The 17,535-nt window shown below is 38.7% G+C and carries 12 protein-coding genes and 1 rRNA gene; 4 read left to right on the forward strand and 9 right to left on the reverse strand.

Annotated features, from left to right (window positions below):
* From rrf to uvrA, 3 genes are all read left to right on the forward strand, one after another.
* Window positions 1-75 (forward strand): 5S ribosomal RNA (gene rrf / locus O0931_RS20195); the annotation flags it as partial.
* Window positions 76-666: 591 nt separating this feature from the next.
* Window positions 667-1,641: a hypothetical protein gene (locus tag O0931_RS19310; protein WP_269417133.1), complete on the forward strand. Its 975-nt coding sequence runs from the start codon at window positions 667-669 to the stop codon at window positions 1,639-1,641.
* Between the two features lie 110 nt (window positions 1,642-1,751).
* Entirely contained in the window at window positions 1,752-4,595 is a 2,844-nt protein-coding gene (gene uvrA / locus O0931_RS19315; RefSeq protein ID WP_269417134.1) for an excinuclease ABC subunit UvrA, read from the forward strand.
* 208 nt (window positions 4,596-4,803) lie between these two features.
* Here uvrA and O0931_RS19320 read toward each other — a convergent pair whose 3' ends face one another.
* From O0931_RS19320 to yiaA, 8 genes are all read right to left on the reverse strand, one after another.
* A complete protein-coding gene (locus O0931_RS19320) occupies window positions 4,804-5,274 on the reverse strand; it encodes a CYTH domain-containing protein (protein WP_269417135.1) in 471 nt (156 codons plus the stop codon).
* Window positions 5,274-7,223, reverse strand: a complete 1,950-nt coding sequence (locus tag O0931_RS19325) for a beta-N-acetylhexosaminidase (protein WP_269417136.1) — start codon at window positions 7,221-7,223, stop codon at window positions 5,274-5,276. Before O0931_RS19325 ends, O0931_RS19320 begins: the two co-directional genes overlap by 1 nt.
* A 91-nt stretch (window positions 7,224-7,314) precedes the next feature.
* The gene (locus O0931_RS19330) at window positions 7,315-8,679 is read right to left on the reverse strand and encodes an aldehyde dehydrogenase family protein (protein WP_269417137.1); all 1,365 of its coding nucleotides are present in this window, start codon (window positions 8,677-8,679) and stop codon (window positions 7,315-7,317) included.
* A gap of 66 nt (window positions 8,680-8,745) precedes the next feature.
* The gene (locus O0931_RS19335; RefSeq protein WP_269417138.1) at window positions 8,746-9,474 is read right to left on the reverse strand and encodes a gamma-glutamyl-gamma-aminobutyrate hydrolase family protein; all 729 of its coding nucleotides are present in this window, start codon (window positions 9,472-9,474) and stop codon (window positions 8,746-8,748) included.
* 124 nt (window positions 9,475-9,598) lie between these two features.
* Window positions 9,599-10,747, reverse strand: a complete 1,149-nt coding sequence (locus tag O0931_RS19340) for an iron-containing alcohol dehydrogenase (RefSeq protein WP_269417139.1) — start codon at window positions 10,745-10,747, stop codon at window positions 9,599-9,601.
* Between the two features lie 266 nt (window positions 10,748-11,013).
* Window positions 11,014-12,375, reverse strand: coding sequence for a glutamine synthetase family protein (locus O0931_RS19345; protein ID WP_269417140.1), 1,362 nt, complete (start codon window positions 12,373-12,375; stop codon window positions 11,014-11,016).
* The gene (eat, locus tag O0931_RS19350; RefSeq protein WP_269417141.1) at window positions 12,372-13,688 is read right to left on the reverse strand and encodes an ethanolamine permease; all 1,317 of its coding nucleotides are present in this window, start codon (window positions 13,686-13,688) and stop codon (window positions 12,372-12,374) included. The genes O0931_RS19345 and eat overlap by 4 nt, the downstream gene beginning before the upstream one ends.
* A gap of 278 nt (window positions 13,689-13,966) precedes the next feature.
* Window positions 13,967-14,374, reverse strand: a complete 408-nt coding sequence (yiaA, locus tag O0931_RS19355) for an inner membrane protein YiaA (protein WP_269417142.1) — start codon at window positions 14,372-14,374, stop codon at window positions 13,967-13,969.
* A 565-nt stretch (window positions 14,375-14,939) separates the two neighbouring features.
* Here yiaA and O0931_RS19360 point away from each other — a divergent pair.
* Window positions 14,940-16,430, forward strand: a complete 1,491-nt coding sequence (locus O0931_RS19360; RefSeq protein ID WP_269417143.1) for an NAD(P)H-hydrate dehydratase — start codon at window positions 14,940-14,942, stop codon at window positions 16,428-16,430.
* A gap of 247 nt (window positions 16,431-16,677) precedes the next feature.
* Here O0931_RS19360 and O0931_RS19365 read toward each other — a convergent pair whose 3' ends face one another.
* Window positions 16,678-17,535 (reverse strand): anti-sigma factor, encoded by an 858-nt coding sequence (locus tag O0931_RS19365; RefSeq protein WP_269417144.1) that lies wholly within the window; start codon window positions 17,533-17,535, stop codon window positions 16,678-16,680.

Raw genomic sequence — 17,535 nt, forward strand, 5'->3', positions numbered from 1 at the left:
TCCGAACAGAGAAGTTAAGCCCACCAGAGCCGATGGTACTGCGGTAACACGTGGGAGAGTAGGTCGGTGCCAAATCTTAAAAGAAACCCTTTAACGGAAACGTTGAAGGGTTTTCTTGGTTTACAGGCTTTTCCCTTTCTTCCCTCCCGATAACTATCAGGGAGGCTGGTGCCAAATCTTAAAAACCAAAACAGGCCTTTAACAAAAACCCTTGCACTAACAACTGCAGGGGGTTCTTGGTTTAAAAGACTAAAGACCAAAGCCTAAAGACCAAAGACTAAAAACGAAAGGCGAAAAACGGAAGACAAAAAACGAAAAACGAAACCAAAACACAAGCCGAACGGTTTAGCGGTTAACGTTGAGGTAAAGTTTAGATGGAACTTGCGATTAAAAATGCACTCCTGTTGCAGTAACCTTAGTAATATACCAAGCAACGATACCCAAACACCTAACAGAGTTAAAAGATGAGAGCGTGGTTAATGAGTTTATTATCGACGATGTCATTTCTGGATACTAAAAAACTAAACAACTAAAAAACTAAACATCTAACCCAGATAAAACACTCATCCAATGAACCAATGGCTAATGAACTTCCTGGAAAGTATGTATTAGATTTCTTTTCTCTAAAATCAAAACCAATAGCCATCAAACAGCGTTTATTGGATAATGAAAAAACTCCTTCTCTCTTTTTTATTTCTAAATGTATTATGCACCTTTATTTTTGCACAAAGCATAGATAAAGACTCGCTCACAGTTAAAAGAGAAATTGCTAACAAAGCATATGTTCATTTATATAAGGAAAATGCTGATTTAGCTTATACTTCTCCTGCAGGTGAAATTGGTGCGCCTACTAAATATGTAATTAACGGACGCTTGACAACAACCTATATGCTGTTGGGCAGTTATAAATCTCCTGTAGCATTCGCTATAATACCAGATTTTACAGTTCGGGTTAGAAATGAATTTTCAGCCGGTGTAAGAACCCCAAGCTATCGTTTGGGCGGTGCGTTATATGCGAGGTTAAATTCAAATCCCGAAAATTATAAATATGCGGAATTAGCTTTTACCCATCATTCCAACGGTCAGGATCAGGATGCAATAAATGCAAATGGTTCGGTAAATACGCTAACCGGTAATTTCAATGCCAATTACCTTACATTATCTTACCGTTTTGGTCATTTCAACCCCATTCGATCTGATGGAAGTTACTTTTCTATAAATTATAGGGTTGGATTGCAGTGGTATAAATGGTTTCGCTATGAACCTGCGCTCGATTATGGATTTGGTTTTACACGAATACTTTATAATTTCTCGTTAAGGCGGTATGATGAAATCGAAAAGAAATCAAAAATCAAAAATTTAAATAAAGAAGAAAAAGAAACCTGGCGTCTGAATGCTGAAGTAAGCTATGCCGTAAATAAAATTCCGGAGAAAAATAGCTGGAATGCAGGCAAGCGATTAAACGCCGAAATAAATTTTAATTACAGCTTCCCGTTTATGCATAATGTGTTTTTGATGGCTGCAGTAGGCTATTACGGAGAGGACAATTATAATATTTATTTTCAGGATCATTATGAGTATATGCGCTTCGGTTTATCCTCTGGTTTCCTTAGAAATAGAAGTCGACATTATGACAATTAATCCTTAATACAGATTTACTTACACTTTCTTTTTGATAAAATTTTTAGCATTTTTGCAGATTGGAATTCGGGTTTTTTCAGCTCAGAATCCTTCCCAATTTTTTATAAAATATGAGCAATAAATCTATCGACCTTGGTGAGCAAAAAGATGTGGAAGTTTACGGAGCAAGGGTACATAATTTAAAGAATATTGATGTTAGTTTTCCCCGTAACCAGCTGGTTGTTATCACCGGTTTAAGTGGTAGCGGAAAATCGTCATTGGCTTTTGATACCATTTATGCGGAAGGCCAACGCCGTTACATGGAAACATTCAGCGCTTACAGCCGCCAGTTTATGGGGGGGATGGAACGTCCTGACGTTGATAAGGTATCGGGTTTAAGTCCGGTTATTGCTATTGAACAAAAAACCACCAGCAAAAATCCTCGCTCTACAGTTGGTACGATCACCGAGATTTATGATTTTATGCGTTTGCTTTATGCCCGTGTTGCCGATGCCTATTCGTATAATACCGGTGAGAAAATGGAACGCATGAGCGAAGACCAGATTTTGCAGAATATTTTTAAAAAGTTTGATGGTGTTGCCGTAAATATTTTGGCGCCAATTGTAAAGGGTAGAAAAGGACATTATCGGGAATTGTTTGAGCAGGTACGTAAACAGGGTTACGTTAAAGTTCGGGTTGATGGCGAAATAAAAGACATCACCGCCAAAATGCAGGTGGATCGATATAAAATACACGATATAGAAGTGGTTATCGACCGCTTAATTATAGATGAAAAAGATAAAAAACGCCTTTTAGACTCGCTTCAAACGGCGATGAAAATGGGTAAAGGTGTAATTAAGATTAGCGATGCGGCTAATAATGTTGCCCATTTCAGTAAGTTCTTAATGTGCCCTACAACAGGGATTTCTTATGATGAACCTCAGCCAAACAGCTTTTCCTTTAATTCGCCTTATGGTGCCTGCGAGCGTTGCGATGGTTTAGGCTATATTTTCGTTGTGGATAAGGAATCAGTTATGCCGAATCCAAAGCTGAGTATTTTGAATGGTGGTTTAGCCCCACTTGGTGAATATCGTGATACCTGGATGTTTCAGGTATTAAAATCGCTTGCAAAAAAATATAACTTCTCTTTATCAACACCGATTGAAAAGCTTAGCGATGAAGTAATTAATATCATATTAAATGGTACACATGATTTAATTAGGGTTGAAGTAGAATATAATAAATGGAACGTTCAGAATTATAACATCACTTTCGATGGTATAATTAAGATGCTTGAAGAGCAAAACGAAAAAAGGGGGGAAGCAGCGGTTGATGATATGGAGGCTTTCCGAAAACTTAAAACCTGTCCTGAATGTAACGGTGCAAGGTTGAAGAAAGAAAGCCTGCATTTTAAGGTTGATGGTATGAATATTTTCGACCTTTCTTCAATGGACATCAACAACCTGCGTAAATGGTTCGAGAACGTTGATGAAAGATTATCTGAACGTCAGAATATTATCGCCAAAGAAATTTTAAAGGAGATTAAAGCCAGAATCGGTTTTTTAACCGATGTTGGTTTAACGTATTTAACTTTAGATAGAACTGCCCGTACACTTTCAGGGGGAGAGGCACAACGTATCCGTTTGGCTACTCAAATTGGTTCCCAACTGATGAATGTGATGTATATCCTGGATGAGCCGAGCATTGGTTTACATCAACGCGATAATGAGCGCTTAATAAATGCTTTAAAAAACCTACGCGATTTAGGTAACACTGTTTTGGTGGTAGAGCATGATAAGGACATGATTCTGGAAGCTGACTGGGTTATTGATGTTGGTCCAGGTGCAGGTATCCATGGCGGACAAGTCGTTGCTGAAGGAACAGCAAAACAGATTTTAAAATCAAATACGTTAACAGCGGCCTATTTGAACGGCAAAAAAAGTATCGAAACACCAAAAAACCGTAGAAAAGGAAATGGACATAAATTATCGATTATTAAAGCGAGCGGGCATAATTTAAAAGATGTTTCTGTGGATTTTCCGTTAGGTAAATTTATTGCTGTAACCGGTGTTTCCGGTAGTGGTAAATCGAGTTTAATTACCGAAACCTTATATCCCATTTTAAATCACCATTTTTTTAGGGCGAAAAAGACACCGCTTCCTTATGAGAAAATTAGCGGTTTGAAAGAAATTGATAAGGTTATCGAAATCGACCAGGCACCAATTGGAAGAACACCCCGTTCAAATCCATCGACTTATACCGGCGTATTTTCGGATATCAGAAATTTGTTTGTACAATTGCCGGAAGCAAAAATCCGTGGTTACAAACCGGGTCGCTTTTCTTTCAATGTGAAAGGTGGTCGGTGCGAAACTTGTCAGGGTGGCGGTATGAAGGTTATCGAAATGAATTTCCTGCCCGATGTTCAGGTGCCGTGCGAAGAATGTGGCGGCAAAAGATATAACCGCGAAACATTGGAAGTTCGCTATCGCGGAAAATCAATCAGCGATGTGCTGGATATGAGTATTGAAGATGCCTGTGTATACTTTGAGCATATTCCGATTATTTACCGTAAAATAAAAACCTTAAAAGATGTTGGTTTAGGTTATATCACTTTGGGCCAATCTTCGGTTACTTTATCAGGCGGAGAAGCACAACGGGTTAAACTTGCAACAGAACTGTCGAAAAAGGATACGGGTAAAACCTTCTATATTTTGGATGAACCTACAACTGGTTTACATTTTGAAGATATCAATGTGCTTTTAGGTGTATTGCAGGAACTGGTAGATAAGGGCAATACGATTTTGGTAATCGAACACAATTTAGATGTGGTTAAAGTGGCCGATTGGGTTATTGATTTGGGTGAAGAAGGTGGTGCAGGTGGTGGCAGAATTTTATTTGAAGGAACACCTGAAGGGTTGGTTCAAAACCCGATTAGTTTGACCGGGAAGTTCTTGAAGAAGGAAATGGGCTTGTAATTGGTCTGTCGAGTAGTTTCGTGTCATAGTCGTTATTTATTAAATTATAAGCGATATAATCGCAAATCTATTTATGCGTTCGTTACAAACGAGCGCAAGCTGGGTCATTAATTTATAAGCGATGTAATCGCAGATTTATTTATGCGCAAGCTGGAACTCGTTACAAACGAGCGCAAACTAATTGTTTAAAAAAGCTTTCCGCCATATATCAATCCCAATCTTTAAAAGGATGCTTTGTTAAATTAGAATTGTAGTATTTCTTTTCATGCGTAACTTCTTCGGCAATCCAATCTGGCAATTCGAATTGTTCATCTTCAGATGCTAATTCGATTTCAGCAACAATTAAACCATCATTATCCCCTGAAAATACATCTACTTCCCAAAGTTTTCCTTCGAAGTTGATTTCATACCTGGTTTTTTCGAGTTCATTTTCCGAAAAATTATCGAGTAATTCAATCGCTTCTTCTAACGGGATTTCATATTCATATTCCAATCTTGTTGCACCAGTTGAAATACCTTTTATGGTTAACCAGCCTTTAGCATCAGCAACTCTTATGCGAATGGTTTTATCTGGGTTGGTTAAGATGTAACCTTGTCTTAACTGTTTGCCAAAAGGTTTGACTAGCCTTTCCCATTCCGGGTAGTTTATGAGAAATTTTCGTTCAATTTCTTTACCCATTACCTTGCTCTTTTCTGCAAATCTGCAACCGGAATGCTAATTAACCTGCCGATTGGCTGCTTACCACGATAAGTAATAATGCGTAACATGCTGGCATCTTTTGGCGGAACTAAAGTTGTGCTGTATTTTGGGTAGAAACGGTCTGGCGTTGAATTGTCGAAACTGTAGTAAATGTCTAAGCCGTCAATTTCAGGTGTTAGCTCAATCATTAATTGTCTGTCTGGTGAACGTTTTACATTAATAATGGGGTCGTATATTGCCGGAGCATATTTTATTTCAGCTAAATCCAAACGCTTGAAATGCTGTTCGGTTCTGTCGACAAAATTAGTCCAGTTTTTCTTTTCTATCGGGCTCCAAACAGATTCTGAAATGGCAAAAGCACGTGGCCAAAGCATATATTGTACCTGGCGGAAAGTGAAAATCTGCTCCGTCCATAGGTTTGCTTGTCCGCCGATAATAAATTTTGGATCAGCACCTGTCGGAATCGGGTTAAACTGGTAAGCTTTGTTCAACCTCAACGATGCATAAACCCTTGGTTCGGTAATGGCATCGGCCTGCATATAATCCAGGTAAGCAAAATCTGTCGGACTCATGACCACATTATGCTTTTCCTTTGAGGCATCGATACCATATTTTATACCCCTCCAGCTCATAACCGAGGCAGTTGGCGAAACACCGCCTTCTAAAATTTCATCCCAACCCATAAATTTTTTGCCTTTTGCAATTACAATTTGTTCAACGCGTTTTTCAAAATAGGCCTGAACCTGGGGAATGGTTTTCAAACCCTCACGTTGCATTAATGCTTTAACCTGCTCGTTCTTTTCCCAGAAGTTATGTGGAGCCTCATCGCCACCCATGTGAATATACTCGAAAGGGAAAAGTTTGGCTACCTGGGTAATCACCGAATCCAGAAAAACGTAAACCTTTTCATTAGCCGGGCAAAGCGTATTATCAACTAGGGCCGTTGGCGGTGCCCCACGACTCCAGTCCATAATTTTTTCACCGGAACGTACCTTATAATTCACGGCATCGGGTGTACAGGATAACTCCGGATAAGATGCAATGGCCGCTAAACTATGGCCGGGAACATCAATTTCGGGCAAAATATTTACAAAGCGTTCTTGTGCATATTGTACCAGTTCTTTAATATCTTCTTGTGTATAAAAACCGCCGTAAGTGCGAGGTTCATCAGCTGCTGGCGGAATAAAATCGCCAAATGTTCCTGTTTTTTTAACATTCCAGGCGCCAACTTCAGTTAGTTTTGGTAAGCCTTTAATTTCAAGTCTCCAGCCCTCGTCATCAGTTAAATGGAAGTGTAAAAGATTGAATTTATAACGAACCATGTTATCAATAAACTGTTTCACTTCATCTTTGGTAAAAAAGTGGCGTGCAACATCGAACATTAAGCCTCGCCAGCCTAATTTTGGAAAATCAACAACATCAACGCAAGGAATTTTCCATTTTACATTAGCAACCACTTCCTTACTTTCAATTTCAGCAGGGAAAAGTTGAATCAACGATTGAACGCCCCAAAAAATACCAGCAGGTTTATTAGCAGTAATTACAATTTGAGTCGGATTTACATTTAATTTATATCCCTCTGCGCCTAATTGGGCATCATCTTGGTTATTTAAGATAAATTTTATTGTCGGGTGATTTGCAGTGGTAACTGAACTTACAAATTTACCGGTCGCTCGTTCAATTCGCTCAGATAATAAAGCTACCGATTGTTTTAAACCTTCATTTTTTGAGGTTTGAATACTGATATTTTCGGGCAAAGTAAATATTCCGGCCTTTTTCATTAAGGAAACAGGCTCAGGAATGATGGCGATTTGTGCCGATGAAACTGCACTTTCGGCATCGCCGATTTCAGTTTCGTTTACTAAGGTTTGAGCGTATGAATTGGCTGCAAAAATGCAGGCAGAGATAATCAGGACTAATTTCTTCATTAAATATAAATTGCGAATGAACCGAATACGTATTCATCCGCAATTTATTAAAAAAGATTTTACAAAGGATATTATTAAGTACAATTATGGTTTATCCCCTCAAATGATAACCTTTTGGTTTAGTAAAAGCCCTCATACCCTGGTGGGAAAGTGTGGCGCCTATGCCCGAATACTTGCGTCCGCTCCATGGCAAAGCTGCGCTGACGCGGTCGCAACAATTCCAATAGCCTGAGCCCGAATCCAGCTGACTTAAAATTTTCTCTGCCCGGCTTTGCTCCGACGTATAAACCGATGCCGTTAAACCATAATCCGTGTCCTGCATCATTTTCAATGCCTCTTCATCATCTTTAACTTTCATGATACCGATAATCGGGCCAAAGCTTTCTTCCTGCATGACCAACATATCGTTGGTTACATCAGTTAAAATGGTAGGTTCAAAAAAGTAACCTTTGCCCTCAACCGCTTTACCGCCACATAAAAGTTTTGCGCCTTTATTCAGTGCATCCTTAACTTGATTTTCTAAAACAATTAGCTGGTCTTTTCTGGTTAAGGAACCGAGGTAAACCCCATCTGTTGTCGGTAAGCCACTTTTCCAACTCTGAACTTCGCTAACAAAGGCTTTCAGGTAATCATCATAATTCTTTTCGTGAACATAAATCCGTTCGACCGAACAACAGCTTTGCCCGTTGTTATAGAAAGCACCATCGGCTGTTCCGATTGCTGCATTAGCAACATCGGCAACATCTTCTGCAATATATAAAGGGTCTTTTCCACCCAGTTCCAGCTGACAAGGAACCATTTTAGAGGCCACTTTTTCGTAAATATATTTTCCGGTTTTGTATGAGCCTGTGAAAAAATATCCATCGAAATTCATTTCTAATAATGCAGCACCTGTTTCTTTTGCACCGATGGCTACCTGAAAAATTTCATCTGGAATACCAGCTTTTTTCAGTAACTTCTCAATTTGCAAACCTGTTAAACTTGCATATTCTGAAGGTTTGTACACCACTGCATTACCACTTAACAAGGCCGGAATAAACACATTTACACCAACCAGATAAGGATAATTCCAGGCTGAAATATTGCAGACTACACCCAAAGGCTCGTATTTAATAATTTCTTTTAAGCCGGGTTCATCAACCATTACCTCATCTGTGAGATACTTTTCCGCATTGCCCAACATCCATTTAATTCTCGCGCTCGCTCCGTTAATTTCGTTACGGGATTGTTGCAGAGGCTTGCCAACTTCGCTCGTTAAAACCTGTGCTAAATTCTCGATTTCAGTTTCTAACAATTCGTTGAAAGTGGAAAGAATGCTTGCTCTATCCCGAAGAGATTTTCCAGCCCACGCCGGCTGAGCCTGTTTTAATTTTTCAAATTTGGTTTGAAGCGAAGCCCGATTATCTTCTTCTAAAGTGGAAATAATTTCTTCGGTTGCCGGATTGATGATTTGCATATTGTCAATTAATTATAATAGATTACCTTCGGAATGATTACACAGATTATTTGATTACACTCATTTTTAACGCTTAAAATCCTGTAATCCGTCAATCCTGGTTTTGATTGCATTAATAAACGCCTCATGTAAATTTTTGCTGAACGGACTTTGCTGATCTTTTAGTCTTTCCGGGTGCCACTGTATAAATAAAAGGAACGATTTTCCTGTTGGATTAAGCCTTTCCATTGCCTCAGTAATGCCATCTGGCGAAACTGCGCTAACAACCAATCCTTTACCTGTTCTATCTGTACTTTGATGGTGATTGCTGTTAACCAGACCTTTATCTGTGTTTACGATTCTGTTCAGCCACGAAGATGGATTGACAATAATTTCATGATAGCGGTCGATTTTATCAGGCATTTTCGAGTGATCGAATTTTCCCCAGGTTGGGATATCTGGAATTAAAGTTCCACCGAAAAATACGTTGCCAACCTGCATGCCGCGGCAAATGCCTAATACCGGAATTTCATTTTTCTCAGTATATTCTAAAACCTTAAATTCAAATTCATCGCGTTGCTCATCTACATCATCATCATAACAATAAGGATAATATTCGGGCAGCTTATAAAATTTCGGATGAACATCTTCGCCACCAGTTAATACGATGCCATGACATTTTTTAATCGCTTCAAAATTATTCAATTTATAGCCCAGCTGAATAACTTCTACATTTTCATTGCAGGATAAAACCCAGTTGCTGTAAATGTCGAATTTGCTGCAATCGGTAACGCCTATGATTATTCTATCAGACATATTTAATTAATTACACTACTTTTTCCTTCGGGATTATTTGACTACACTGATTCTATTTTTTGTCACGGAAACGCTGAAATCATAGAAGGATAATCCTAAAATCCCATAATCAATTTAACCCTGATTAAAGGGCACTTAAATACAATTGTTTAAAATCTGCCCTGCTTACCGGTTTTGGATTATTCGGGTGCGCAAAATCCGCGAAAGCCAAATCAGCAAGTGTTTCTATATGTTCTTTTTTAACACCAATAGCAGTCAATTTATGCGGAATATGAACTTTGGTGTTTAAATCAAAAAGGTATTTTACAACAGCATCGCCGGTTTCATCTTTCAATTCTAAAGTTCGGGCAATTTTACGGAAACGGTCTTCGAAACCTGCGATGTTAAACTGCATGCCATAGGGGATATTTACTGCATTGGCCAGGCCATGGTGTGTATCTAAAAGTGAAGACAGCGGGTGGGCCAATGAATGTACCACACCTAAACCTTTTTGGAAAGCGATTGCACCCATCATCGAAGCCATCAGCATTTTACTGCGACTTTCCAAATCAGGATTGTTGGTTGCCCGTTCCAAAGAATCTTTAATTAATGAAATACCTTCCAAAGCAATTCCATCGCACATCGGGTGGAAGTTTTTTGCCAGGTAAGCTTCCATGTTATGTGTTAATGCATCCATTCCAGTTGCCGCAGTGATGAACGGCGGTAAATCCATGGTTAGTTCCGGGTCGGCAAACACGATTTTTGCCATCAGTTTCGGTGAGAAAAGAATCTTTTTCTGATGGGTCTCGTCATCGGCAATTATTGCACTACGACCAACTTCGCTACCCGTTCCTGAAGTGGTTGGAATGGTGATAAAATGAGGAACATCATTTGTTACGTAGACATCACCCCCAATTAAGTCATCATATTTAAATAAATCTTCGCGATGATTTACCCGAAGCACAATGGCACGGGCAACATCCAAAGCTGCACCGCCGCCAATGCCAATAATACTATCTCGATTTTTTGCATCCCAGGCATCGCCACCTTTATAAACATCGCTTTTTACCGGATTTTTATGAATGTTGCTGAAAACCTCTACTAAAATGTTTTTCGCCTTTAAATCTTCAACAATTCGTTTAAAAAATGGTAATTGCGCAATGGTTGGGTCGGTTACAATTAATGGTGCTTTTAAATTATTTTTTTGAAGATAAGCGGGTAATTCTTTTACCGCACCTGCACCAAAACGAATGGTTGTCGGGAAATTAAACTGATGGATTTTGTCGAATAGCATACAAATTTTTATTTGTACCTCCTTAGACATTTAAGAACATCTAAAGGGAGGTGTTTTTACAATTGTCATTCTAACCTGTCGAAGAACTACCCTTCAGGCAGTTTCAAAGTATCAGGTTTATCTATTTTCTAACCACCTTAAACACCTAAGGTTTTATTTTTTATTTTAACGGTATCGTCTTGCTGATTTGATAGCTATCGGATGACGATAACCTTGAAATAAAAACCCAACTAAGGTTTTCTAAGGTTTTCAGGCGATTAATTAAATTATATTATTTCCAAATACCTTTTTAATTCCCAATCCGTTACCACCTTTGCATACTGCTTACATTCCCATTCGCGGGTCATCGTAAAATGATTTACAAAATCTGCCCCTAAAAGTTCTTTGGCTAAATCTGAATTTTTCATTTTTTGCGTGGCCTCGAACAAATTTCGGGATAGCACACCGTTTGATAAATCGGTATAACCATTGCCTTTTGTGGCGGGTTGTTCCAGCTTCAATTTATTTTTTACACCATACATTCCTGCCGCCAAACACGCTGAAATTGCGAGATAAGGATTGGTGTCAGAGCCTACAATCCGGGTTTCTAAGCGTGTTGCTTTTTTACTTCCCGGAAGTGCGCGTAAAGCTGTCGTTCGATTGTCTATAGCCCAGGTAACCGTTGTAGGTGCCCATGCACCCTCCACCAAACGCTTGTAACTGTTGATTGTTGGAGCAATCATTGGTAAAATGTGTGGCAAACAATGCAGCTGACCAGCGATGTAACTTTTCATCGTTTTACTCATTTTATTATTGTCTCTTTCGTCATAAAAAAGATTGGTCTTATTATTTTTATCCCACAAGCTCTGGTGAACATGTCCGCTGCATCCCGGTAAATTTTCGTTAAACTTAGCCATAAACGTGGCTAATATGCCGTGTTTGTAAGCAATTTCCTTAACGGACGTTTTAAATAAAATGGCCCGGTCGGCTGCTTCTAAAATGGGTGCGTACATTATTGCAGCCTCATAAACACCCGGTCCGGTTTCAGTATGCAAGCCCTCAATCGGAATGTTGAATTTGTTAAGTAACCCGAATAAATCATTCATGAACTCATTTTTCAAAGTACTCCTCAAAATAGAATAACCAAACATGCCCGGTGTTAAGGGTTTTAAGTTGCTGAAACCTTTTTCCTGAACTGATTCGGGGGTTTCAGAAAAATTAAACCATTCAAATTCCTGAGCGAAAAATGGAGAAAACCCCAGGCCTTCAGATTCGGTAATTAATTTTTTGAGTAATTGCCTGGGACAAACATAATTGGCAACATCCTTATCATCAATAAAATCGCCTAAGAAAAAAGGAACGTCATTTTCCCATGGAATTTTACGGAATGTTGAAATGTCAATTTTAACCTGCGCATCAGGATAACCTGTATGCCAACCGGTATATTTTCCATTTTCGTACGCCACATCGCCGGCATCCCAACCGAAAGTAACGTCACAAAAGCCTAATCTTCCTTCCAATAATGAAGCGAATTTTTCGGCGGCGATGTATTTCCCTCTTAAAACACCATCAATATCGGCAACGGCAACTTTAACTTTTCCCGAGGAATGGTTTTTAACATAATCCAGAATTTCTTTGGTTGTATTCATTTAGCTGCCTTTTTAAAAATTTTGTATAGAAGAAATATGCCTAAAACAATGCCCGAAAATATTAAGCCTAATTTAAGATTATAAATCAGCATTGCGATGAAAGAAACGCATGCAATTATCAAAGCAACTATTGGAAAAAGCGGGTAAAAACGAACTTTAAAAGGCCTGCTCATTTCGGGTTCACGCTTGCGTAAAACGATTACCGAAATCATGGAGATGATGTATAAAGTTAATGCGCCGAATACGGAAATGATAATTATTTCGGCTGTTTTGCCTGATAATAAAGCAATAACACCAATTACCATATTTCCCATCAGAGCGTTTGCGGGTGTTTGAAATTTAGGAGATATTTTTCCTAAAATGGCAGGAATACTTTTTGTCCGACCCATTTCATAAGTAGAACGGCCGGCCGCTAAAACTAAACCATGGAAAGAGGCAATTAAGCCAAACAAACCGACAGTAATTAGTAAATGATACATTAAATGGTTATCGCCGGTTATCATCGAAAGCGCTAATGGCAAAGGCGAATCCGAGGTTTCGCCCGATTTACCATTTTTAAAAACGATTGCTTCCCAACCGCTAATTCCAATTGTAGAAATGAACACTAAAACACAAAGCATAACTAATGTAAAAATTGCCCATCCAAAACCTTTGCTAAGGTCTTTCTGCGGATTTTTTGTCTCTTCGGCAACATTGGCTACGCCTTCAATTCCCAGAAAAAACCAGATGGCAAAAGGAATAGCCGCAAAAACGCCACTCCAGCCATTGGGGAAATTATGGCGAACCAGGTTTTCAGCGCGAAATTTAGGTAAGGTAATGCCTGAGAATAAAAGTAACTCGCCAACAGCTAAAACAGTAATGATAACTTCAAAGGAGGCAGCTGCTTTTATACCATAAATATTCAAGGTCGTAAATATAAAATAAACCGCTATCGCACTGGTAAGAATCGGTACTTGTGGGAAAAAAGCGTTGAAGTAAGCACCAATTGCAAAGGCAATCGCTGGTGGCGCAAAAATAAACTCCACCATTTGTGCAATGCCGGCTATAAAACCTATGTTTTTACCCAAAGCTTTGTTCGCATAATCAAAAACACCCCCGGCTTTCGGAATGGCGCAGGCCAATTCTGCATAGCTGAAACTGAAGGTAACATACATCACCATGATTACAACCGTTGCAATGGCCATGCCTAGTGTCCCGCCTTTTTCAAGGCCGAGGTTCCAGCCGAAATACATACCAGAAATTACATAGCCAACGCCTAAACCCCATAGCATAAAGGGCGTAAGTGTCTTTTTCAAGCCATCTGTTTGTGCCATCTTAAAGGTTAAACTTAAAAATAAATAAAATAATTAATCTGCCCGGAATGATTATCTATTATTCGGTTTGGTTGTTTAATGTAACAATTTTTATTCTTTTTAATACGTATAAGTTCGATTTAAAAATGATGCTAAAAATAGAGCTGTTCTTAAGGTAATGTCACATTGAGCTTGCCGAAATGTTTTAGTTGTGGATTTTCGACGCGCTCAGATTGATGATTAAACGGCTTAATCAATAAAAAACCCGGTAGTTTTTAGCTCCCGGGTTTGTAAAGGATTTAACTTAAATCCTGATTTTTGTTAAAAATCTGACTGTCTCTCGTGTTTTTCTGTACCGTAATGGCACCAAAAAGGGATAGTAAAAAGGCAAAGGCATAAAAACCTTTCTCGCTCGGTAAAAGTGTGGCATTCCACAAACCAATAACTAATAAGGTAATGGTTAACAAAGTTGAAAACCAGCTAATACCATAATAAATTTCGGTTACAGGAATTCCTTCTAATTTATCACGAACAGCTTTTTGTAATGATATTACAGCGAAAAGACCAAACATCAATACCGTAAAATAATATCCTTTTTCATTTAAAAGCATATCAGAACGCCAAAGGCCTACAATAAAGCCTATCATTCCGATGCCTAATGCAATCCAGGCTGCTGCCACGAATGCATTTGATGGTTTTTGATTCATTTGATTAGAGTTTAATTTAATTTCAATACAAAACGCTGCAGCATCTGAAAAGGTATAATCCGATTAAATTATTTATTTATCAGGCACATAACTGAATGCCAATATTCAAACTTTTTAGCAGCGCTGTGCAAAAACTAAATTTGTTCCCGTTTTACGCTTTACTCCGCTAAACAGCCGAAATGGCTGTTGCTCCGTGCCGCAACGCTGTCTACCGCAGGCAGACGGGGCTAATTGTGCAGAACTGCTTTCTATTTTAACGATTTGCATGGTGCAGAAACTTTGTTTATAAACCTGATGGCAGCGATAGCCCGAAGCTTTTTCAGCGAGGCTTTAGCGCACAGCAGGGCAAGCAAGCCGCCAAAAGCGCAAAACGTTCATTTTCACATTAATTTAGCCCAATTTATTGTATTAAATGCCTTTTAAATAAATACGTTTCAGGATATGTAAAGATTAATTTCAGATGTTTCCAAATAACGGATGGCGTAATTTTTACTATGTCTTATAACCTTAATTCAAACAAAAATCTATCTTTCGCATTTGTAATGTATAACGCTATCTTCGTAATATGCAAACACTGCTTACTTCTGCTCAAATGCGCAGGACGGATGAATTTACCATCGCAAATAAACCTATTGCTTCAATTGACTTGATGGAAAAAGCCGCCCGTGCATTTGTTCAAAGCTTTTTGAGAGACGAATTTGATTCAACAAAAAACATTGCAATTTTTTGTGGTAAGGGAAACAATGGCGGTGATGGTCTGGCAATTGCTTATTTGCTCCTACATAATGGCTACGAAAATATTAAGATTTATATTGTCAATTTCAGTGATAAGCAAAGTGATGATTTTGCCATCAATAGGCAACGACTGGATGAATCGCGTTATAGAAAAACAATAATCAATAAGGCTGCGGATTTAAAAAACATAAAAACCGATATTATAATAGATGCGATTTTAGGTTCCGGTTTGAATAAACCTCTAACTAGCGATTACGCTGATTTGGTAAAATACATTAATAAGTTAAATAAGAAAGTTTATGCCGTTGATGTGCCGACAGGTTTCCCGGCTGAAGGTGAAATTCCTTCAGATTATAATGGAATAAAAGCCTATAAAACCATCTGTTTTCAACGGCCAAAAATTAATTTTTTCTTTCCGGAATCTGCTCTGGCGACTGAAAAACACGAAGTTGTCGCTATTGGCCTGGATGAAAATTTTATTCAAAACCAGGATTCAGACTTTTTTTTGATAGAAGAAAGTGATATCCGGCATATGCTTAAACCAAGAAAATTATTTAGTCATAAAGGGACCTACGGACATGCCTTAATTATTGCGGGAAATACCAATACAATGGGTGCGGCTTTGCTTTCCTCGATGTCCTGTTTATATACCGGCGCGGGATTAACCACAGCTTGTATTCCTCAAAGTGGGTTGATAGCGCTGAATACTACATTGCCCGAAGTAATTGCCCTACCTCGAGATGAGTATAGGAAAGTAGATAATCCGGCTAAATATCAGGCCATTGCGATTGGTCCGGGTTTAGGGCTTTCTGCGGCGCATGAAAAATTATTGGAAAATTTAATATTTGATAATCAACCTTTGGTTATTGATGCAGACGCATTAAATATGCTCAGCGAAAGACCCGATTTAATTGATAAATTGCCAGAAAATTCTATTCTTACACCCCACATGAAAGAGTTTGACAGGTTATTTGGAGAACATCAGAATTGGTGGGACAGGCTTCAGACGGCTAAAGTAAAAGCGCAACAGCTAAAAATTGTTATTATGCTTAAAAATCAATTTACTTTTATCTGCGTTCCAAAAGGTCGAATTTACATCAATCCTACTGGTAATCCGGCAATGGCTCAGGGTGGGATGGGCGATGTTTTAACCGGCATAATTGCCGCTTTTCTCGCTCAAAAATACGCCTCAACCGATGCTGCAATTTTAGCCTGTTATATTCATGGCAAAGCTGGTGATAATTTGGCAATGGATAAAATTGTCGTCAGCGCGTCGCAGGTTGCGAAACAAATTCCAGTCGAAATTAAGCACCTGATGTAATTTTTTATTTATTGGATAAAAAAATAGCCTTTAGCATGAAAGATTGACTGCCTGCGATCAATGTCCTTAATTTGATCATATTGTGCCTGTGGCAGGCAGGCTTCGCTGGCTGAAAAGCCAACTGGCAAAATGAATTAATGAATAGCAATACCCGCTTTTCGAAAATAGTATCCGGCAAATTTCAATACAAATAAAAAATCCCGGCAATGATAGTTGCCGGGATTTATATATTTTGTAAATGCTTCAATTAAACACCACCCATTACCGTTAACTTTTCCATGGTCGGATTAACACTTCCGCCCATTGGTTCCAATGTTACTGCAAAAGCCTGTGCCTCTTGTATGGTTTGCATTTTCTGTAAAGCTTCATTTGAAGTTGAATCCAGTTTGCCAAAAACACCCAAACTTACCGGTTTTCCGTTAACCAAGGCCCAAAGCTGATATTCATGCTCAGCATCTGTTTTTGGCAGATTCATGGCCACATAGTTAATCAGAACGGTTTTGTCTTTTTTATTCCAATATACATTCATTTTGGATTTGGGACTAAAAGCCTGACCTGCCATGCGAATGGTTGCCCATTCTTTGCTATCGTTCATAGCAACCATATTATCTAAGCCCTTATTATCAAACTCTAATTGTCTGACAACTCCGGCAAATTTTTGCTTATCTAAATTTAAACTTGCAATTTGATCATGTGCATCATTTAATTTATTATAAGTGATAAATAATGCTGCAGTACTTAAAATTAATAAGGCAACACAAGCAACTAAAGCATATCTTAAAGTTCTCACTTTACCATCGCTACCATCTAACCTTACGATTTTTGGTTCTTCTGTATAAACGGGTGGCATAGAAACAGTTTCGATTTCATACTCGTCACGAATACCCAGTTTTTCAAATAATCTGGTTTCTACATCTGCAGATGGCTCTACAGCATTTTGCATCGCATATTGCTCCATAGCCTGCTCGATTGCAGCTATTTCAGCTACTACCTCAGGGTACTGAGCTGCCATTTCCTCTACATGCAACGCTTCCTCCGGTGATAAATCACCTAGAACGTACAATTCAAGTACTCCAGATTCTATATATGCTTTTAAATTTTCCAC

Origin of the sequence: Pedobacter rhodius (assembly GCF_027213645.1) — a bacterium.
In the GTDB taxonomy this organism is placed as follows: domain Bacteria; phylum Bacteroidota; class Bacteroidia; order Sphingobacteriales; family Sphingobacteriaceae; genus Pedobacter; species Pedobacter rhodius.

What these genes read in the sequence shown, in the direction of transcription:
- O0931_RS19310 (WP_269417133.1), top strand. Translation starts at nt 667, where the DNA reads ATGAAAAAACTCCTTCTCTCTTTTTTATTTCTAAATGTATTATGCACC.
- uvrA (WP_269417134.1), top strand. Translation starts at nt 1,752, where the DNA reads ATGAGCAATAAATCTATCGACCTTGGTGAGCAAAAAGATGTGGAAGTT.
- O0931_RS19320 (WP_269417135.1), bottom strand. Translation starts at nt 5,274, where the DNA reads ATGGGTAAAGAAATTGAACGAAAATTTCTCATAAACTACCCGGAATGG.
- O0931_RS19325 (WP_269417136.1), bottom strand. Translation starts at nt 7,223, where the DNA reads ATGAAGAAATTAGTCCTGATTATCTCTGCCTGCATTTTTGCAGCCAAT.
- O0931_RS19330 (WP_269417137.1), bottom strand. Translation starts at nt 8,679, where the DNA reads ATGCAAATCATCAATCCGGCAACCGAAGAAATTATTTCCACTTTAGAA.
- O0931_RS19335 (WP_269417138.1), bottom strand. Translation starts at nt 9,474, where the DNA reads ATGTCTGATAGAATAATCATAGGCGTTACCGATTGCAGCAAATTCGAC.
- O0931_RS19340 (WP_269417139.1), bottom strand. Translation starts at nt 10,747, where the DNA reads ATGCTATTCGACAAAATCCATCAGTTTAATTTCCCGACAACCATTCGT.
- O0931_RS19345 (WP_269417140.1), bottom strand. Translation starts at nt 12,375, where the DNA reads ATGAATACAACCAAAGAAATTCTGGATTATGTTAAAAACCATTCCTCG.
- eat (WP_269417141.1), bottom strand. Translation starts at nt 13,688, where the DNA reads ATGGCACAAACAGATGGCTTGAAAAAGACACTTACGCCCTTTATGCTA.
- yiaA (WP_269417142.1), bottom strand. Translation starts at nt 14,374, where the DNA reads ATGAATCAAAAACCATCAAATGCATTCGTGGCAGCAGCCTGGATTGCA.
- O0931_RS19360 (WP_269417143.1), top strand. Translation starts at nt 14,940, where the DNA reads ATGCAAACACTGCTTACTTCTGCTCAAATGCGCAGGACGGATGAATTT.